This window comes from Falsiroseomonas sp. HC035 (genome assembly GCF_050563525.1).
Taxonomy (GTDB): Bacteria; Pseudomonadota; Alphaproteobacteria; order Acetobacterales; family Acetobacteraceae; genus Falsiroseomonas.
This window is the reverse complement of record NZ_JBNXUN010000006.1, coordinates 74,838-93,896: the sequence shown is the minus strand read 5'-3', so window position 1 is coordinate 93,896 and position 19,059 is coordinate 74,838. Positions and strand designations below refer to the sequence as shown.

General features: G+C 70.8%; 16 protein-coding genes and 1 pseudogene. 9 read left to right on the top strand and 8 right to left on the bottom strand.

Going from position 1 to position 19,059, the window contains the following annotated elements; translation table 11 throughout:
* Positions 1–95: 95 nt before the first annotated feature.
* Positions 96–1,010 carry a hypothetical protein gene (locus ACLF3G_RS14760; protein WP_430670146.1) on the top strand — a complete coding sequence of 305 codons (915 nt, stop codon included), beginning with the start codon at positions 96–98 and terminating at the stop codon, positions 1,008–1,010.
* 8 nt (positions 1,011–1,018) lie between these two features.
* On the opposite strand, the gene ACLF3G_RS14755 is transcribed toward ACLF3G_RS14760, so the two are convergent.
* The 3 genes from ACLF3G_RS14755 to ACLF3G_RS14745 are packed head-to-tail and all read right to left on the bottom strand — an operon-like array spanning position 1,019 to position 3,499.
* Positions 1,019–1,957, bottom strand: coding sequence for a WcbI family polysaccharide biosynthesis putative acetyltransferase (locus tag ACLF3G_RS14755; RefSeq protein WP_430670145.1), 939 nt, complete (start codon positions 1,955–1,957; stop codon positions 1,019–1,021).
* Positions 1,958–1,962: 5 nt separating this feature from the next.
* Positions 1,963–3,036 (bottom strand): GSCFA domain-containing protein, encoded by a 1,074-nt coding sequence (locus ACLF3G_RS14750; protein ID WP_430670144.1) that lies wholly within the window; start codon positions 3,034–3,036, stop codon positions 1,963–1,965.
* A 31-nt stretch (positions 3,037–3,067) separates the two neighbouring features.
* Positions 3,068–3,499 (bottom strand): nucleoside deaminase, encoded by a 432-nt coding sequence (locus tag ACLF3G_RS14745; RefSeq protein WP_430670143.1) that lies wholly within the window; start codon positions 3,497–3,499, stop codon positions 3,068–3,070.
* A gap of 100 nt (positions 3,500–3,599) precedes the next feature.
* Between ACLF3G_RS14745 and ACLF3G_RS14740 the strand changes: the two genes are divergently transcribed.
* From ACLF3G_RS14740 to ACLF3G_RS14725, 4 genes and pseudogenes are all read left to right on the top strand, one after another.
* On the top strand, positions 3,600–4,316 hold the full coding sequence (locus ACLF3G_RS14740) for a gamma-glutamyl-gamma-aminobutyrate hydrolase family protein (protein ID WP_430670142.1): 717 nt from the start codon (positions 3,600–3,602) through the stop codon (positions 4,314–4,316).
* A pseudogene (locus ACLF3G_RS14735) lies at positions 4,313–5,083 on the top strand (pseudouridine synthase); the annotation flags it as partial. The gene ACLF3G_RS14740 and the pseudogene ACLF3G_RS14735, both read left to right, overlap by 4 nt.
* A gap of 139 nt (positions 5,084–5,222) precedes the next feature.
* Complete coding sequence (rsmD, locus tag ACLF3G_RS14730; protein WP_430670141.1) at positions 5,223–5,831, top strand: 16S rRNA (guanine(966)-N(2))-methyltransferase RsmD; 609 nt, start codon at positions 5,223–5,225, stop codon at positions 5,829–5,831.
* A gap of 229 nt (positions 5,832–6,060) precedes the next feature.
* Entirely contained in the window at positions 6,061–6,726 is a 666-nt protein-coding gene (locus ACLF3G_RS14725; protein ID WP_430670140.1) for a PEP-CTERM sorting domain-containing protein, read from the top strand.
* A gap of 179 nt (positions 6,727–6,905) precedes the next feature.
* Here the strand turns inward: ACLF3G_RS14725 and ACLF3G_RS14720 are convergent, their stop codons facing one another.
* On the bottom strand, positions 6,906–8,270 hold the full coding sequence (locus ACLF3G_RS14720; protein WP_430670139.1) for a glycosyltransferase family 4 protein: 1,365 nt from the start codon (positions 8,268–8,270) through the stop codon (positions 6,906–6,908).
* Positions 8,271–8,443: 173 nt separating this feature from the next.
* Between ACLF3G_RS14720 and ACLF3G_RS14715 the strand changes: the two genes are divergently transcribed.
* The gene (locus ACLF3G_RS14715) at positions 8,444–10,618 is read left to right on the top strand and encodes a glycosyltransferase (protein ID WP_430670138.1); all 2,175 of its coding nucleotides are present in this window, start codon (positions 8,444–8,446) and stop codon (positions 10,616–10,618) included.
* Between the two features lie 18 nt (positions 10,619–10,636).
* Here ACLF3G_RS14715 and ACLF3G_RS14710 read toward each other — a convergent pair whose 3' ends face one another.
* The gene (locus ACLF3G_RS14710) at positions 10,637–11,296 is read right to left on the bottom strand and encodes a PEP-CTERM sorting domain-containing protein (protein ID WP_430670137.1); all 660 of its coding nucleotides are present in this window, start codon (positions 11,294–11,296) and stop codon (positions 10,637–10,639) included.
* A 220-nt stretch (positions 11,297–11,516) separates the two neighbouring features.
* Positions 11,517–12,779: a phosphoribosylamine--glycine ligase gene (gene purD / locus ACLF3G_RS14705; protein WP_430670136.1), complete on the bottom strand. Its 1,263-nt coding sequence runs from the start codon at positions 12,777–12,779 to the stop codon at positions 11,517–11,519.
* A 46-nt stretch (positions 12,780–12,825) separates the two neighbouring features.
* On the opposite strand from purD, the gene xseA reads away from it, so the two are divergent.
* From xseA to ACLF3G_RS14690, 3 genes are read left to right on the top strand one after another with little or no spacing between them, the layout of a single operon-like run.
* On the top strand, positions 12,826–14,304 hold the full coding sequence (xseA, locus tag ACLF3G_RS14700; protein WP_430670135.1) for an exodeoxyribonuclease VII large subunit: 1,479 nt from the start codon (positions 12,826–12,828) through the stop codon (positions 14,302–14,304).
* On the top strand, positions 14,301–15,110 hold the full coding sequence (locus tag ACLF3G_RS14695) for a M23 family metallopeptidase (RefSeq protein WP_430670134.1): 810 nt from the start codon (positions 14,301–14,303) through the stop codon (positions 15,108–15,110). Before xseA ends, ACLF3G_RS14695 begins: the two co-directional genes overlap by 4 nt.
* A 6-nt stretch (positions 15,111–15,116) precedes the next feature.
* Positions 15,117–15,872, top strand: coding sequence for an SDR family NAD(P)-dependent oxidoreductase (locus tag ACLF3G_RS14690; RefSeq protein WP_430670133.1), 756 nt, complete (start codon positions 15,117–15,119; stop codon positions 15,870–15,872).
* 115 nt (positions 15,873–15,987) lie between these two features.
* Here the strand turns inward: ACLF3G_RS14690 and ACLF3G_RS14685 are convergent, their stop codons facing one another.
* Positions 15,988–17,013 carry an amino acid ABC transporter substrate-binding protein gene (locus ACLF3G_RS14685; RefSeq protein WP_430670132.1) on the bottom strand — a complete coding sequence of 342 codons (1,026 nt, stop codon included), beginning with the start codon at positions 17,011–17,013 and terminating at the stop codon, positions 15,988–15,990.
* Between the two features lie 307 nt (positions 17,014–17,320).
* Positions 17,321–18,961, bottom strand: a complete 1,641-nt coding sequence (locus tag ACLF3G_RS14680) for an acyl-CoA synthetase (RefSeq protein WP_430670131.1) — start codon at positions 18,959–18,961, stop codon at positions 17,321–17,323.
* Between the last annotated feature and the right edge of the window lie 98 nt (positions 18,962–19,059).

Below are 19,059 nucleotides of genomic sequence, written 5' to 3'. Positions count from 1 at the left end.
CATCCGCGGCCCGGGGCTTCGTCGCATAGGCGGCGGCGGCCATTCGGCCGCTCGGCCGGCAAGAAGCGCCGGCCGCTGGCTATGAAGGAATAGGGATGCCATCGACCGCCCATATCCGCTGCGGCGACGACCTCCGGGACCTGTTGCCGCAGGCGGGCTGGGCAGGGGACTACCTGCCGATCGCGGACCCGGTCTGCGTCGGTGCCGTTTCCGACGGCGACCTGATGGCCTATCTCGGCCAGCGCGCCCGCGTCGTCGCGCTGCATGCCGGGGTGGATGCGCAGGAGGCGCGGCTGCGGCTCGGGCGCGAATACATGGCGCTGAACAGCCTCGGGAAATACGACCGCGTGCTGTTGTGGTTCGAGCACGATCTGTGGGACCAGGCCGTGCTGATCCGCGTGCTGTCGCTGCTGGCCGGGCGGGCGCCGCTGGAGGGCCGGCTGTTCCTGATGCCGGCGGATGGCCGCCGCGCCTTCGCCCACCTGCCGGCGGAGGAACTGGCCGGGCTGGAGCCGGTGGCTCTCGGCGCCCTGCAACTGGAAGCCGGCGCCGAGGCCTGGGCCGCCTTCGCTGATCCCGATCCCACGGCGCTCGACCGGCTTTCGCGCCGCGCGCTGCCGCTGCCGCACCTGGCACCCGCACTGCGCCGGCACCTGCAGGACCTGCCCTGGCGCAACGACGGGCTGGCGCTGACGGAGCGCCTGCTGCTGCGCGCGGTGGCCGAGGGCGCCGCTGGCCTGCCCGCCGCGCTGGCTGCGCTGCAAAAGGCGGACCCGGTGTTCCAGGTGACGGACCTGATCGTGAAGGAGGTGGCGCAGCGCCTGTCCGCCGGCCCGCAGCGCCTAATCGGCCGCGACGCGCCCTGGCAGTTGACCGAGCGCGGCCGGCTGGTGCTGGCCGGCGAGGCCCGCCACCGCCCGCCGCCGCGCTTCCAGGGCGGCGTGATGGTGGGCCCCGACCCCGCCTGGTGGTGGGACCGCCGCGCCGCCGGGGTGCACGGAACGCTGTAGCGCGCGGTTCATCCGGCCAGCAGCTTCGACAGCAGATCGAGGATCCGGGCGGAGACCGGGTTCGCACGCACCGCCGCATCCACCGCCTCCGGTGCCTCGGCATAGGCCTGATGGCTGCGGGAGACGAAATCCTCCAGGTCCAGGACCTCAAAGCTGCGATCCTGCCGCAGCCGGGGCCGGAAGCGAAGGTGGCCCGCGACGCCGAGGCGGCGGGCGTGGCCAGGATAGACCGGGAAGATCGCAAGATCCGCCAGCCGGTCCGGCACCACCTCCGCGTCCTCGAGCGCCATCTCGCCGAGCCCCGCCGCGCCAGCGACCATGCGGCAGGTGTCGGCGATCGGGCGCAGGCCGGGGTGGTTGATGGTGTGCATGAAGGCCCGGCCCGCCGTTGATCCTGCCTGCGTCCAGACCGGCAGCCGGTCCGCGATGTCGTGGCCCAGGTCCCGGTAGTGTCGTAGCAACTGCGCCACGGCCGTCTCGTAGGCCTCGGCGAAGCCCAGGCGGCCGAACACCAGCGGGTTGTACAGCCGCACCGTGCGCTCCACCGGCAGGCCGAGCAGGAAGGCGGATGCGGCGATGGCCGAATGATAGACATCGAGCGGCCCGCGCAACGGCTCCCCGCCCACCACCCCGCCGGGCGGGAACAGGTAGACGCAGTCCGGGTGGAAGCCCTGGAAGGCCAGCGTCGGGATGAACCAGACCGGCAGGCCCGAGGCGGCAAGGCGCGGCTGTTCCAGCGGCCCGAACCGCGCGCCATGCACCGGATGGGCGAAGACATGCGAGAACTCGCCGAGCCGCTCACCGATCGCCGCCGCCGCGCCCACCGGATCGCCGGTAGCCCCCAGCGCCGTCAGGTCGAACAGCGTTGTCTCGACCTTCGGCAGGAAGACCCGCAGGCAATCGGCGAAGCCGGCCGCCTGGCAATTGCCGATCACCGCAAAGCGCATTGTCGTCAGCGATCCTGCAGCCCGGGGTCCAGCGCATCCTCGTCGCAGAGGATCTGCGCCAGCCTGTCGAATTCGGCGGCGTCCGCCGGTGACGCCGCCCGCGGTGCGGCGGCCGGCGCCGGCGCCACGAACGTCCCAGCCTCGCCCGTCAGGTAGTGGCGGTCGAACACCGTCATCACGGCCGCGACGCCCTCCGCCGTCACGCTGCGCAGATCCTCGGCGAAGTAGCGGCCACGCGCCTGTGGGCCGGTGATGATCTCGTAGCTGGGGAAGTAGGCGACGGACGGAAGGCGGGCGGCGGCTTCCTCGGAAGCAACGCGCAGCACCGCCTTGCTGTAGCTGCTGGCGGGCAGGACGTGGGCCGCGGTGTAGGTGGCGGCCAGCGGCACCGGGGAGACGGTCAGGATGCAGCGCAGGTCCGGATTGACCTCGGCCAGCAGGCCGAGGAAGGCCAGCAGGTCCGCCCGCACCTCGTCCAGGGTGAAGTTGTGGAAGCGGCAGGCGGCGGGGTCGGGCGGGCTGGCGAGGATGCCGGGCGCCAGCGGGTAGGCCGCGCCGTCGGCGCCGATCCAGGCTTCGGTCAGGCCGAGCGTGAATACCAGCACATCCGCCGTCTCGAACACCTGGCGCAGGGCGGCCAGATGCGGCTCGCGCGACGCCCGCACCGCGTCTGCCGTGGCGTGGCCCGCAGGGTGCAGGCCGGGCCGAAAAGCGTCGACGTAGCGGCCATCGGGGCGCTGCCAGGCGATGTCCCGCGGCTGGAACAGGCCGAAGGCTTCCTCGGACAGGCGCAGCATATGGCGGCAGGTGTAGATGTTGCCGTAGTTGGCGGCGAACAGGCCGAAGGCGGCGGCCTCCGGCGCCTCGGGCGGTGGCTCGGTGCGCACCAGCCTGTGGCCGCGGCGTTGCAGGTGGCCGGCGATGTGCTGCGCGAAGCAGCTTCCCGCCGTCGCCACGACATCGCCCGGGCCGATACCGAAGGGCACCTGCGTGACCGGGTCCATCATGCCATCCGGTACGCCTGCCACGGCGCGGCGCCAGAAGGCGGTGTCGGGAAGGCTGCGGTAGGGGTGGTCCATGCGGGCTTTCGCGAGGGGTGGCGTGGCCGGTTTAGCGCCGCAGCCGGAAGAAGTCCCGAAGCAGCGCCGCCGATTCGCTCTCCCGCACGCCGCCGACCACCTCCGGCGCATGGTGGCAGGTGGGTTGGGTGAAGATGCGCGGGCCGTGCTCGACACCGCCGCCCTTCGGATCATAGGCGCCGAACACCACGCGGCGGACGCGGAAGAAGGCGATGGCCTGGGCGCACATCGGGCAGGGCTCCAGCGTCACGTGCAGCGTCGCCTCCGGCAGGAATTTGTCGCCGATGGCGACCGCGGCGGCGCGCAGCGCCAGCATCTCGGCATGGGCGGAGGGGTCCAACCTGGCCTCCACCTCGTTGCCGGCGCGCGCCATCAGGCGGCCCCGGGCATCGGTGACGACGGCGCCCACCGGCACCTCGCCGCGCGCGGCGGCGGCGCGGGCTTCCTCCAGCGCGAGTTCCATGGGCGACATCGGCGCTGCTTTGCCTGCTGACGAGGCACGGGTCGAGCGGTTTTCCGCCATGCGGGCGTGCCGCGCGGCGGGAAGGTGCTATAGCGGGGGCATGAACAAACGCCCGGTCATCGGCGTGACCCTGGATGCGGAACCGGCCGGTGGCTGGTCGAAGCTGCCCTGGTACGCGCTCCGCCAGAACTACTTCTCCAGCATCATCGCGGCCGGTGGCCTGCCGGTTGCGCTGCCGCACCATCCGGACCTCGCTGTGGACTATCTCGATGCGATCGACGGGCTGCTGGTGACGGGCGGGGCGTTCGATGTCGACCCGGCCTTGTGGGGTGGCGGCGCGCCGCATCCGAAGGTGACGCTGAAGCCGGGGCGGACGGATTTCGAACTGGCGGCGATGCGGGCGGCGCTGAACCGGGACATGCCGGTGCTCGGCATCTGCGGCGGACAGCAATTGCTGGCGGTGGCGCTCGGCGGCACGCTCATCCAGCACATCCCGGACGAGGTGCCGGGCGCACTGGCGCATGAACAGCCGAACCCGCGCACCGAGCCGGGGCATGAGGTCTCGGTGGCGCCCGACACGCTGCTGGCCCGCATCGTCGGCGGCACCCGCATGGCGGTGAACAGCGCGCATCACCAGGCGGTCGCGACGCCGGGGCTGGGCGCCGTGGTCAATGCCGTGGCGCCGGATGGCGTGGTGGAGGGGATCGAGCATCCCGGCCACCGCTTCGCCCTCGGCGTGCAGTGGCACCCGGAATACGCCGTGGACCCGCGCGACCCGGATATCCTTGCGGCCTTTGTCGAGGCAGCACGCCGATGACCGACGAGACCAACGACAAGGACGACAACGCCGAGCGCGGCGAGCGCATCGCGAAATACCTGGCGCGTGCCGGCGTCGCCTCCCGCCGCGATTCGGAAAAGCTGATCGCCGATGGCGTGGTCAAGCTGAACGGCAAGAAGGTGGACAGCCCCGCCACCTTCGTCACGCCGGGCGACCGCGTCTCGGTTGCGGGCAAGACGGTGGCGACGGCGGAGCGCACCCGCCTGTTCCGCCACCACAAGCCGGACGGCGTGGTCACCACCCACAAGGACCCGCAGGGCCGCCCCACGGTGTTCGAGCGCCTGCCGCCGGCAATCGGCCGCGTGGTGTCCATCGGCCGGCTGGACCTGACCAGCGAGGGGCTGCTGCTGCTGACCAATGACGGCGCGCTGGCCCGCCGCCTGGAACTGCCCAGCAATGGCTGGCTGCGGCGCTACCGCGTGCGGGTGTTCGGCCACATCGACGAGCGCGCCTTCATCCAGCTGGCCCGCGGCATCACCATCGAGGGGGTCGCCTACGGCCCCATCGAATGCGGCCTGGACAGCCGCCAGGGCGGCATCGCCTGGCTGACCGTCAGCCTGAAGGAAGGCAAGAACCGCGAGATCCGGCGCGTCATGCAGCATCTGGGCTTGCAGGTGACGCGGCTGATCCGCACCGCCTACGGGCCGTTCCAGCTCGGCACCCTGCCGAAGGGCGCGGTGGAGGAGGTGCATCCGAAGGTGATGCGCGAACAGCTCGGCATTGGCGAGGTGCCGCAGAAGCGTCGGCGACGGGAGGTGGCGGAAGCCGAGGCCGCCGCCGCCGCCGCGCCGCCGCCCGATCCGGCTGCCGAAGCCACGCCGAAGCGCCCGCCCCGCCCGGGCAACATCCCGCGCGCCCGCAACGCCGAACCCAGGAAGCCCGCCCGTGCTGCGCGTAGTCGCCGGCCGCCACCGCGGGCGTAGGCTCGCCGCCCCGCCGGGCGAGACCACCCGCCCGACCAGCGACCGGGTGCGCCAGGCGGTGTTCGACATGCTGTGGCACGCGCCCTGGGCCGGGCGCGAGGCGGTGGAGGACGTTCGCGTGCTGGACGCCTTCGCGGGGTCCGGCGCGATGGGGCTGGAGGCGCTGTCGCGCGGCGCGTCGCATGCGAGTTTTCTGGAACAGGACCGCGTCGCGCTGGCCGTGCTGCGCCAGAATGTTTCTGCACTGGGCGAGGAGGCGCGCTGCTCGGTGCTGGTTGGCGACGTGCTGCGTCCGCGCGCGGCGCCGACGCCCTGCGGGCTGGTGTTCCTCGACCCGCCCTATGGGCGCGAGCTGGTGCCGAAGGCGGTCGTGGCCCTGGCGGCGGCGGGCTGGATCGCGCCGGACGCGCTGCTGGTGGCCGAGGTGGGGCGGGAGGAGACGCTGGAGGTGCCGGGCTTCGCGGCGGTGGCGGAGAGGGAACATGGGGCGGCGCGGGTGGTGTTTTTACGAGCAGCATCGCCGGCGGCAGGCCTGGCAGCCCGTCCGGCCCAAACAGCAGACGCCGAATGACGCTCCACCTCGCGGCATCCCAGTAAACAATCGGATTTTAATGTGAGAAGCGTAAATCACCGCAGATGAGTGGGACTTTCAGGAGGCACAGGAGCAATCGCTTCGTCGGTCGTGCTTACGTTGAAACTATCGAAATTGCAGAAATAGTGACATAAGTCATTGAATTTCATATGCGGCATGCCGCTTGCTCTTGACCCTCCGCTGGCAGGAAGCCAGGGGAGAGATGGTAATGCAGATACGAAAGCTGGCCATAGGATTGGGTGCCATGGTTGCGACTGCTTTGGCGGTTGCAGCGCCAGCGAAAGCCGACGTGATATTCACTTTTCAACAAACCAGCCCGACGACTTCCATACCGTTTGGCGGAACTGAACCTACAACTGTGCCAGTCTCCTTTGGGGGCAGGCTGATCGTCACGGATCAGCAGTACGCCTCAGGCTTTGATCTGCGCGCAACGAATACGGAGCCGCCGTTCACGTTCACGGATGCCGATTACAGGGCGCTACCCGACTTCCGCCTGACATTGTTCAGCCCGCTGGGGTTCGAGATCCTCGACAACCGACGGATCTTTCCGTCGACCCTGGGTACGGTGTTCCAAACGGGCTACCGGTTCACGAGCACCCCGTTTGGTACGCCGACCGGCTTTCTCGACCTGACCGGCGGCGGAAATCAGGTGGATTTTGAGATCACGCCTGATGGATTGTTCACGGCAACCTTCGGCTCGGACGACGCATTCGGCAGCATCGGCTACTGCATCGCCAACGTCTGCCAGACGAGCGGCCAGGTCCTGACGACCTTCACCGGCGCCGTGCCGGTCCCCGAGCCTGCCTCGTTGGCATTGTTCGGATTCGGGCTTGCAGCGCTCGGGGTGGCCCGGCGGCGGCGGCGCAGCGCGTAGAAGGGACGGGGCTCGCTGCGTGGGCAGCGGGCCCTCTTCTCATGACCGGCGTGCGCCGGAACACCAAAGCCAACGCACCGGCTGGGGTCTCGGATCGCGTGAGCATGCGGCGCCCCACCTGACGTCACCGCCTTGGGCAATCGGGACGCGATCCGCATCGCCAAAGGCGACCCTTGGGCTCAGGCCGAAGGCTGCCCGAGCCGCACCCCCACCCGCCGATACATCTCCGCCAGCCGGCGTTCATACTGCTCAGGCCCATACAGCGCCGCCTGCACCGGCCCCTTCGCCGCAAGCTCCGCCCGCAGCTCCGCATTGCCATCCAGCGCCTGGATCGCCTCCGCCATCGCCCTTGTGTCGTAGGGGTCCACCGTCAGCGCCGCCTCGCCCACCACTTCGGGCAGGGACGACGTGTTGCTGGTCATCACCGGCGTGCCGAGCAGCATCGCCTCCAGCGCCGGCAGGCCGAAGCCCTCGTACAGGGAGGGGAACAGCAACGCCCGGGCGCCGCGCACCAGGCTGACCAGCAGGCGGAACGGCGCGTAGTCCAGCAGGATCACGCGGTCGCGCAGCTTGCGGACCAGGCTCTGCACGCCATCGACCGGGCCGGGGTCGGACATCAGGCGGACATCGTCCTCGTAGATCAGGCCGAGTTCCTGCCGCATTTGCCAGGCCTGCTTGCCGCAGATCACCAGCGGCAACGTGCTGCCGGAGGCGAGGTAGGCCTCGATCAGCCGGCCGACATTCTTCTTCGGCTCGATGGCGCCGAAGAACAGCCAGTACTGGCCCCATTCCAGCCCGAAGGCGCCCTGCACCTCGGCGCGGGCCAGGCCCTCCGGCTTGCGCGCCAGGCGGTCCGGGATCTCGACGGACTGGTAGGTGTTGGAAACCCGCTCCGCCGGCACGCCGAGCAGGTTGATGATGTCCCGCTTGGAGGCTTCGGACACCGTCACGATGTGGTCCGCTTCCGCCGCGATGGCGCGGCAGGTGCCGAGGTAGCGGCGCTTCACGTCGAGCGTGGTGTAGGGCATCCGCAGCGGCACCAGGTCATGGATGGTGTAGATGTTCCTGGTCCCCTCCACCCGCAGCGGCAGCGGGTAGGTCCAGTGCATCACGTCCTGCCGGTCCGGCAGCCGCACCCGTCCCATCTTGCGCTTGGCGCCGAAGGTCTGCACCGCGGCGCGGAACACCTCCGGGATGTTCCACAGCGTGTCGGCGTGCGGGATGCGGGCTTCCAGACCCTTGCGGATCACGCGATCCGTCAGCGGCACGCGTTGCGCCTCCTGCCCGAAGGACAGCTTCACGCCCTGCACCGCGTCGTCGATCATGCGCTTGGCCCAGTGCGGCGGCCGCGGGCGCGCGTCGTACAGCGTCACCTCGCGCAGCAGCTCGTCCTTCCCGGCGGAGGCGCGCTGGCCGTACAGCACGCCCACCTCCGCCCCCAGCGCGCCGAGCCGGTGCGACAGGTTGCGGGCGTAGGTGGCGACGCCGGTGCCCTGGTCGAGGGCGAGGTTGTATCCATCGATGGCGATGCGCGGCTTCGACACGGGCAATCCCTTGGCTGCGCATCCAGGCAGGATGCCTCGGGTTCCTTAAGCGACGACCGGGCCGCTCCGTCAACCTCGGCGCAAGCTGACCCGACGCGCAGCGTGACACGGCTGCACCCGCCGTGTGATTCGCGCTATGCCATCCCGCGACGACATCGGGCGGGGCCAGACGCATGGACGGGGCGCGGCAGGGCGAGGGCGCGGGGCTTCTGGGCGAGGCGGATCGCCGCCGCGACGCGCGCGACTGGCGTGGCGCCGCCGAGGGCTATGCCGCCTGGCTGGCGCAGCGTCCCGATGATGGCGCGATCTGGGTGCAGCATGGCCACTGCCTGAAGGAACAGGGCGATCTGGCGGGCGCCATCGCCTCCTACCGCCAGGCGCAGCGGGCGCGGCCGCAGGATGCGGATGTGGCGATGCAACTCGGCCATGCGCTGAAGCTGGCCGGGGATCGCGGCGCGGCGCGGCAGGCCTATGCCCGCGCGCTGGACCTTGCGCCGGACAGCGACCAGGCCTGGCGCGAAGTGGCGGCGCTGCTGACGCAGGGCGGGCTGGGAGAGGCCGATGCGGGCGGCCTGACGCTGCTCGGCGACCTGTCCGTGGTGTTCGACCTGTCCGACCTGCTGTCCTGGTTCGGCAGCCACCGCGCGCCTTCGGGCATCCAGCGGGTGCAGATGGAGATCGTGGTGCCGGCGCTGCGCGGCGGCACGGTGGCAACGACGGTTCTGCTGGCAGTGTTCGACGCCGCGGCCGGCCAATGGCGGGCCCTGCCGCGCGAAATCTTCCTGCGCCTCGCCAACCTGTCCCGTGCCGGGGCGGACCCGATGGATGCGGCGTGGCGGGAGGTGGTGGGCCTGGCGCAGCAGGCCGTCGCGGCGGCGCCGGAACTGGCCTTCCCACCGGGCGCCTGGCTGGTGAACCTCGGCTCCTCCTGGTGGCTCGGCGACTACAACCTGGCGCTGCGGGCGGCCAAGGCGCGCCATGGGCTGCGCTACGCGGCGCTGGTGCATGACTGCGGGCCGCTGGTGGTGCCGGAACACAACGATCCTGCGACGGTGGCGCAGTTCGCACGCTGGTTTGCCGGGCTGGGCGCGCATGCGGATCTGTTGCTGGCGGTGTCCGACGCCACGCGGAAGGACCTGGAACGGCTGCGCGCCACGCTGCTGCCCGGTCTGCCGGCGCCGCCGGTCGCCGTGCTGCGGCTGGATGCGGCGCCGAGCTGGGCCAAGGCTGGCCAGGCGCCGGCGACGCGGCCGCATCCCGGCGTCGCGGCGCTGGCCGGGCGCCCCTACGCGCTGTTCGTCGGCACGCTGGAATCACGAAAAAACCACCTGTTCGTGCTGAACGCCTGGTTGGCGCTGATCCGCCGGCACGGCGCGGCCAAGCTGCCGCTGCTGGTCCTGGCCGGCCGACCCGGCTACCTGTCGGAACCCGTGCTTGCCCTGCTGCGCAACGCTCCGGCGCTGCGGGACGGCGTGCGGCTGCTGTCGGACGTGCCGGATGCGGCGCTGGCCGGCCTGGTCGGGGGCGCGCTGTTCAGCCTGTACAATTCCTTCCACGAGGGCTGGGGCCTGCCGGTGACGGAGGCGCTGTCGCTCGGCAAGGTGGTCCTCGCCCCGGACCATAGCGGGCTGCTGGAAGCCGGCCTGGGCCTCGCGCTGCATTTCCGCCACCAGAGCGAGCCGGACTTCCTGGATGCGGTGGAGAAGCTGGTCTTCGACCCGGCCTTCCGCACGGCGCAGGAGGCCAAGGTGAAGGCTGGGCTGCGCCTGCGCGCCTGGCCTGACGTGACGGGCGACCTGTTCGACCGCCTGGTCGCGGCACCGCCCGCGGAGGAGGCGTCGTTGCCGGCGGCACCGGGCCTTGTGCTGGGCCTGGGCGAGGTCGCGGCGCCGCTGCCCACCGCCGCCATGGCCCGCGCCGACCTGCTGCGCGCCGGAGAGGGCTGGCACCGCGCCGAGGCCTGGGGCTGCTGGACCCGCCCCGGCCGCGCCCTGCTGCGCCTGCCCGTGGCACCGGCCACCGACCGATCGGGCGATACCCTGCGCCTGCACCTGATGCTGCGTGCCCCCACCCGGCCGCAGCGCGTGGTGCTGGCGACCCCGGGGGTGGAGCCGCTGGTCCTGGAACTGGCGGCCGGGGCGCGGGCCGTCGCCGCGCTGGAACTGCCCGCCACGCCCGGCCTGCTGGAGATCGCGATCGAGGCCGATGCTGCGCCGGCCTCGGCCGAGCCCGGCGCGCCCGAGGTCGGAGTCGGGGTGGTCTCCATCATGGTCTGCGCGGCGGAGGACCTGGCGGCGCGGCTGGCCTATCTGGAACGCCAGCGCTTCGTCTGGCCGGAGCCGGTCTGAGGCCCCGGACCTGGGACGTCAGTCGGCCGAGCGGCGGCGGCCCACCAGGACCAGGGCGGACAGGCCCATGCCGAACAGGGCCAGCGACATCGGCTCCGGCACCGCGACGGCCGCGGGGCGGGCATTCGGAATGTGCGTCGCGGTCAACTGGCCGGTGAAGGTGCAGGCGCCGCTGGTGAAGCAGGGGCCGCCGCGATCCGTGCTGTAGACCCCGCTGACGCGGCCATCGGCGCCGAACACCAGGTCGGTATTCGATTCGCTGTCGTTGTAGGCGACGGTTCCGGTTGGGAACAGCGCGCCGGGCGTGCCGAGCAGGCCGAAGGAATAGTACTGCCCGTTGCCGGGGTTGCGGTTCGGCGTGACGAATCGCGGCAGGTCGCCGATGACGGCGCGGCCTCGGTCGAAGGTCGCGAAGAAGATGTCGATCAGCCCAGCCGGTGGCGCGCCGGCGGACGGCGCATTGTTGTCGGCGCCCAGGCTGTAGGGCGCACGCACCAACTGGTCCGCCAGGATGAAGCTGCCGGTCGTGAACACGTCGTTCGGGCCATCGGGGCCGTAATCCGACCCCGTCGCGATGGTCGGGCCGGTCTGGGTGAAGCTGTAGACCATAGCGGCCGATGCCGGATTAATAATCAGCGGCAGCACCGCCCCAACTACAGCAAGCCTGATTGATCGCATCCGTGTCTCCCGTGCCGGCGAACAGCCCAACCCGGTTGAAACTTCAGCCTAGGTGAACGTCCCACTGTCACCATGGGCAATTGCGGATCGGCCTTCTCGTCAAAACAAGGTGATTTATTTGTTTTGCACAGGGCGATAGTTTCGCACGCGCCCGGGCGCTTCGGTTGTATTTCTGGTGTTATTTTCGGATGCCGCCCGCACTGATGCGCGTCGCGCGCCGCTACAGGGCGCGCCAGCCGATATCCCGCCGGCAGAATCCGGCCGGCCAGTCGATCGAATCGACGGCGGCGTAGGCGGCATCGCGCGCCTCGTGCAGGGTGTCGCCCGTGCCGGCCACGACGATCACGCGGCCCCCATGGGCGCGCAGCACGCCCTGCGCGTCACAGGTCGTACCGGCGTGGAAGATCATCGCCCGCCGTGCCGCGGCGTCGAGGCCGTGGATCGCCGTGCCGCGGCGTGGGGTGCCGGGATAGCCCTCGGCGGCCATCACCACGACAAGGCTGTGGCGGCTGGACCAGTCCAGGCTGTGGCCGGCCAGCTTTCCGGTGGCGGCGGCGTGCAGCACGGGTAGCAGGTCCGATTGCAGCAACGGCAGCAGCGTCTCGCATTCCGGGTCGCCGAAGCGGACGTTGTACTCGATCAGCCGCGGCCCCTCGGCGGTCAGCATCAGCCCGGCGAACAGGACGCCGCGGAAAGGCGTGCCACGGCGCGCCATCTCGGCCAGGGTCGGGCGGATGAAGCGGTCCATCACCTCGGCCTGCAAGTCCGGCGTGAAGGCGGGGGCGGGTGCGTAGGCGCCCATGCCGCCGGTATTGGGGCCGGTATCGCCCTCGCCGACGCGCTTGTGGTCCTGCGCGGCCCCGAAGGCCAGCGCCTCCGTGCCGTCGCAAATGGCGAAGAAGGAGACCTCCTCGCCGGCCAGGCACTCCTCGATCACCACGGCGGCGCCGGCGCTGCCATGGATGCGGTCCTCCATGATGGCGGCGATGGCGGCCTCCGCCTCGGCCAGCGTTTCGGCCACCACCACGCCCTTGCCGGCGGCCAGGCCATCGGCCTTCACCACGATGGGCGCGCCGGTCTCGCGCAGATACGCGCGGGCGGCGCCGGCCTCCTCGAACCGCTGCCAGGCGGCGGTCGGCACGCCGGCGGCATCGGCGACCTGCTTGCAGAAGGCCTTGCTGCCTTCGAGCCGCGCGGCGGCGGCGGAGGGGCCGAAGCAGGCGATGCCGGAAGCCGCAAGCTGATCGGCCAGCCCGAGGGTCAGCGGCGCCTCCGGCCCGGCGACGACGAGGTCCACCGCCTGGTCGCGGGCGAAAGCGACCAGGGCGGCGATGTCCTCGGCGCCGATGGGGACGCATTCAGCCAGGGCGGCGATGCCGGGATTGCCCGGCGCGCACCATAGTTTCGCCAGCCGCGGCGACTTCGCGATCGCCCAGCACAGCGCATGTTCCCGGCCGCCGCCGCCCACCACCAGCACCCGCATCGCGGCCCCCCTGACATCCCGCCGCCTCCTAGCATAGGGTCGGGAGATGGACACGACGCAGCCCCCCGCTCTGAACGGCCCCGCCTCCAACGTTCCCGAATACGCGGTTTCCGAGATCGCCGGCGCGGTGCGCCGCACGCTGGAGGGCGCCTTCGGCCGTGTCCGCGTGCGCGGCGAGATCTGCGAGGCCAAGCGCTACCCCTCCGGCCATTGGTACCTGTCGCTGAAGGACGAGAACGCGAAGCTGGAATCGGTGATCTGGAAGACCACCGTGCCGCGGCTGGCCTTGCAGCCGGAGAACGGCGTGGAGGTCATCGCCACCGGCCGCATCACCACCTATGCCGACCGTTCGAAGTACCAGCTGGTGATCGACCGCCTGGAATTCGCCGGCGAGGGCGCGCTGCTCGCCCGCATCGAGACGCTGCGCAAGAAGCTGCTGGCCGAAGGCCTGTTCGAGGAGGACCGGAAACGTCCGCTGCCGCGCCTGCCGCTGGTGATCGGCGTGGTCAGCAGCGAGGCCGGCGCGGTGATCCAGGACATCCGCACCACGATCCTGCGCCGATTTCCGCGCCGGATCATCCTGTGGCCGGTCGCCGTGCAGGGGATGGGCGCGGCGGACAAGATCGCCGCGGCCATTGCCGGCTTCAACGCGCTGCCCAAGGGTGGGCCGATCCCGCGGCCCGACGTCATCATTGTGGCGCGCGGTGGTGGCAGCCTGGAGGATCTGATGGCCTTCAACGAGGAGGTGGTGGTGCGCGCCGCCGCCGCCTCCGCCATCCCGTTGATCTCCGCCGTGGGGCATGAGACCGACACCACGCTCATCGATTTCGCCTCCGACCGTCGGGCGCCGACGCCGACCGCCGCGGCGGAACTCGCGGTACCGGCGCGGGCCGACCTGCTGGCCGATCTGGCGCAGCGGGAGGCGCGGCTGCGCGGCGCCATGGTTCGGCAGATGCGCGCCGCCGAGACCATCCTGCTGCGCCTGGAACGCCGCCTGCCGGACGTGCCGGCCCGCGTCACAGATTTGCGCCGCCGGTTGGACGAGGCGGAGGAATGCCTGGCCCCGGCGCTCGCCGGCTTCGTGCGGCGGCGGCACGATGCGCTGGCCCGGCTGCCGGTGCCGCACCCCCGCGCCGCCATCGCCGCACGACGCGCCACGCTGGCGCTGCTGGAGGGGCGGAAGGGTGCCGCCTTCGCTCGTCAGGTGCAGCGTGCCCGCGGCGCCCGTGCGGTCCAGGCATTCTCCGTGGCGCCGCTGGCCGGCCTGCTGCGGGAGAAGGCGTCCCGGCTCGCGGGCCTCGCGGCGCGGTTGGAGGCGGGGTCCTACCAATCCGTCCTCGCCCGCGGCTTTTCCCTCGTCCGGGATGCCGAGGGCCATGCCCTGACGCGGGCCGCGCAGGTGGGACCCGGCCAGAAACTTGCGATCGCATTCGCCGATGGCGAGGTCGCGGCCACCGCGGACGGACCGCCACAGAAGCGAGGCCGAACGCGGGGAAAGCCGCCGGAACAGGAGACGCTGCTGTGATCGGACGCCGAATCCTGCTCGCCGCCCCCGCGCTGATGCTGGCGCGTGGGGCGGAGGCCATCGAATGGCGCGGCGATGCGGCGCAGGGCGCGCTGGTGCTGGGGCGGGCGGAGCCGGGAACGCGGCTGGCGCTGGATGGCCGCGCTGTGCGCGTTTCGCCGCGCGGCGACTTCGCGCTCGGCTTCGCCCGCGACCATGGGGCGGAGGCGCGGCTTGCCGTGACGCATCCCGGCGGCCGCGTGCAGACGCTGCGCCTGCCGGTAGAGCCGCGCGACTGGGACGTGCAGCGCATCACCGGCCTGCCGCCGGGCCTGGTGACGCCGAACGAGGCGGCGCTGCGGCGCATCACGGCGGAACGCGCGCAACTGGCGGCGGCGCGGGCGCTGGACAGCGCCGGCACCGATTTCACCGAGGCCATGGCCTGGCCGGCACGCGGGCGCATCAGCGGCATCTTCGGCAGCCAGCGCATCCTGAATGACCAGCCGCGCCAGCCGCATTACGGCCTGGACGTCGCGGCGCCCACCGGCACGCCGATCAGCGCGGCACTCGGCGGGCGGGTCAGCCTCTCGGGCGATTTCTTCTTCTTCGGGCAGATTCTCGTCATCGACCATGGGCATGGGGTGAACACGCTGTATGCGCACCTCTCGGAACGGCTGGTGCCGGAAGAGGCGCAGGTGGCACGCGGCGATCGCATCGCGCGGATGGGCGCGACCGGCCGCGTCACCGGGCCGCACCTGCATTTTTCATTGTCCTGGTACCAGACCTTTCTCGATCCCCAGCCGTTGTTGCCGCACGAGCAAGGATGAACCGCCATGCCTGAGACGCGCTTCGCCACCTACCCCTCGCTGGCCGGAAAGGTCGTGCTGATCACCGGCGGGGCCTCCGGCATCGGGGCGGAGCTGGTGGCGCAATTCGCCGCGCAGAAGTCGCGCGTCGCCTTCCTCGACTTCAACGATCCGCCGGGGCGGGAGATCGCCGCCGCGACCGGTGCGCTGTTCCTGCATTGCGACCTGCGCGACATCGCGGCGCTGCGGGCGGCGGTGGCGCAGGTGGCCGAACAGCTCGGCCCGGTGCAGGTGCTGGTGAACAACGCCGCGCGCGACGACCGCCACAAGCTGGACGATGTGGAGCCGGAGTACTGGGACGAGCGCATGGCGACCAACCTGCGCCACCAGTTCTTCTGCGCCCAGGCCGTGGCACCGGGCATGCGCGCCGCCGGGGCCGGGTCGATCATCAACATGGGCAGCGTCAGCTGGATGGGCGGACAGGGCGGCATGCCCGCCTACACCGCCGCCAAATCCGCCGTGCGCGGCCTGACGCGCGGCCTGGCGCGCGACCTCGGCGTGGATGGCATCCGGGTGAACGAGTTGGTGCCGGGCTGGGTCTTCACCGGGCGGCAGGAAGCGCTGTGGGCAACGCCGGAGGGTGTGGCGCGGCACATGGACAAGCAGGCGATCAAGCGAAAGGTCATGCCACCCGACATCGCCCGCATGGCGCTGTGGCTGGCCGCCGATGACAGCGAGATCGTCACCGGCCAATACTTCGTGGTGGATGGCGGCGCCATTTGATGTTGCCTGCCTCAGGCGCCGGCGCTTCGCTTGGCTCGCCGCATAAGCGGCGGGCCACGTTCGTGGCCTCGTCCGGCTGTGCCGGCCGCAGGGTGGGATGCCTTGGGCGCGGGGCCTACCGCAGCGGCAGCGCGTAGATCAGCCCGCTATCCGTCCACAGCCGGTTCGGCCCGCGCGGCAGGTTCACCGGCGTGCTCGGTCCAAAGTGCCTGTCGTAGATCTCGCCGTAATTGCCCAGCGTGCGCACCACGTTGTAGGCCCAGGCCGGGTCGAGCTTCAGCGACTGGCCAAGCTCGGGCGTCACGCCCAGCAGGCGGCGCGTGTTGGGGTTGACGCTGGTGCGGCGCCTTTCCTCGGCATTCGCCCGCGTCACGCCCTGTTCCTCGGCCTCAATGACGGCGTAGGTGTACCAACGGATCAGGTCATACCATTCGTCGTCGCCGCGACGCAGATAGGCGCCGTAGGGCTCCTTCGAGAAACGCTCGTCCAGGATGGTCCAGTCCGCCGGCCGCGGCATCGAGGACCGCACGCCTGCAAGCTGGGAGGCATCGGTGCCGAAGGCGTCGCAGCGGCCGGCCTGGAGCGCGGCGCTGGCCTGGTCCGTGCGCTCGTACAGCACCGGGGTGAAGGGCACGTTGATGGAGCGGAAGTAGTCCGCTGTCACCTGTTCGTTCGTGGTGCCCTGGATCAGGCAGATGGTTGCGCCACGCATGTCTGCGACCTTCGACACGCCGAGGTTGGCGCGGATCATGAAGCCGTGGCCATCGTAGAAATACGTCACCGCATGGCGCAGGCCGAGCGTGGTGTCGCGCAACATCGTCTGCGTCGAAGTGCGGAACAGCACGTCCACTTCGCCCGAGCCCAGCGCGGTGAAGCGCGTGGAGGAAGACAGTGCGACGAAGCGGACCTTGCTGGGGTCGTTGAAGATGGCGACGGCGACGCCGCGGCACAGATCCACATCCATGCCCTGCCATTCGCCGCGGCTGTCCGGCAGCGCGAAGCCGGCAACGCCGGTATGGATGCCACAGACCACCATGCCCCGCGCGCGGATCGCATCGAGTGTCGGCCCGGCCTGTGCCGGCTGGATGAACGCCGCGCAGGCGCCAACGAACGCGGCCGCGAGGCCTCGTGCCCAAGACATTGTTTGAACCCCCTGTTTGGATCGAGGGCCGATGGTCCTGCCGCTTCCGACGCGCTGTCAATCCACTTGCGAAGCGGGCAAAGAAAAACCCCCGGCGAAGTCATTCGCCGGGGGCCTTGCATGGATCCTGTGGCGTTGCCGCCTTGGGTCTAGTGACTCGCCGCCGCGCTGGCGGTGGCGATGATCCAGCCCGCGGAACGGACGCCCGCATTGATACCATGAGACACTGGATCACCTCCTTTCGGTTGTTGCCTGATGCCTGACATGATGGGGAGGCTTTCCGGCATGTGCAAGGAAAGTTTCGCTGTCAGCCCACGCCGTCCCGCGCCTGGGCGCGCAGGATGTGCTTCTGGATCTTGCCGGTGCTGGTCTTCGGCAATTCGGCGAACACCACGTGGCGCGGCACCTTGAAGCTGGCCAGCCGGCCCTTGCACCAGGCGATCAGATCCTCCGCCGTCGCCGCGGCACCCGGGCGCAGCTCGACGAAGGCGCAGGGCGTCTCGCCCCATTTCTCGTCGGGCCTTGCCACCACGGCGGCGACGGCGACGGCCGGGTGTTTGTAGAGCGCGTCCTCGACCTCGATGGAGGAGATGTTCTCGCCGCCCGAGATGATGATGTCCTTCGAGCGGTCCTTGAGCTGGATGTAGCCATCCGGGTAGGTCACGGCGAGGTCGCCGGTGTGGAACCAGCCGCCTGCGAAGGCTTTTTGCGTTGCGGCTTCGTCCTTCAGGTAGCCCTTCATGACCACGTTGCCGCGCATCATCACCTCGCCCATCGAGGTGCCGTCGGCGGGGATCGGCGCCATGCTGTCGGGGTCCATGACGGTGAGGCCCTCGAGCGCGATGTAGCGCACGCCCTGGCGCGCCATCAGCGCGGCCTGTTCCTGCGCGGTTTTCCAGTCCCAGCTGCTGTTCCATTCATTCACCACGGCGGGGCCGTAGCATTCCGTCAGACCGTAGACGTGGCAGACGGCGAAGCCTGATTCCTTCATCGCGCCCAGCACCGCCTCGGGCGGCGGCGCGCCGGCGGTGACGAACTGCACCTGGTGGGGCAGGGGGCGCTTCTCGGCCTCGGGCGTCGCCAGCAGCGTCGCCATGACGATCGGCGCGCCGCACATATGCGTCACGCCTTCCCGCGCCATCAAATCCCACATCGCATTGCCGCGCACCGCGCGCAGGCAGACATGCGTGCCGGCCTGCGCGGTGATGGACCAGGGGAAGCACCAGCCGTTGCAGTGGAACATCGGCAGCGTCCAGAGGTAAACCGGATGCTTGCCGATGCCGGCCGAGAGCATGTTGCCGATGGCGAGCAACTGCGCGCCACGATGGTGATACACCACGCCCTTCGGCCGCCCGGTGGTGCCGGAGGTGTAGTTCAGGGAAATCGCGTCCCACTCATCCCCCGGCATCGGCCAATCAAACGTGTCCGAACCTTCCGCAATCAGCGATTCGTAGTCGATGGCACCTTCCAGCCGATTGGCACGGGCGGCGTCGCTGGCCTCGGGATCATCCACCTCCACCAACAGCGGCCTCACCTGGCATTGCGTCAGCGCCATGCGGGCAAGCGGCGCGAACTCCCGGTCCACCACCAGCACCTTCGCCTCCCCGTGGTCGAGGCAATAGGCGATGGTCGCCGCATCGAGCCGCGTGTTCAGCGTGTTCAGCACGGCGCCCGCCATCGGCACGCCGTAGTGGCATTCCAGCATCTCCGGGATGTTCGGCAGCAGCACCGCCACCGTATCGCCGCGCACCACGCCACGCCGCGCCAGCGCATCCGCCAGCGCCACGCAGCGGGCGCGCAGCTCGCGGTACTTGCGGCGCACCTGACCGTGCACCACCGCGACATGGTCGGGGAAGGTGGTCGCGGTGCGCTCCAGGAACAGCAGCGGCGTCAGCGGCTGGTGGTTCGCCGGCGTGCGGGGCAGGGCGTCATAGTCGGATGCGGCCATTCTGGATTTCCTCGGACGGTCTTGGCGCCGCGCCGAAACTGGAACGGCGCCCCCCGCATTGGCAATGATCTGCCGCAACCGCGCGGGGCGGCAAGCGG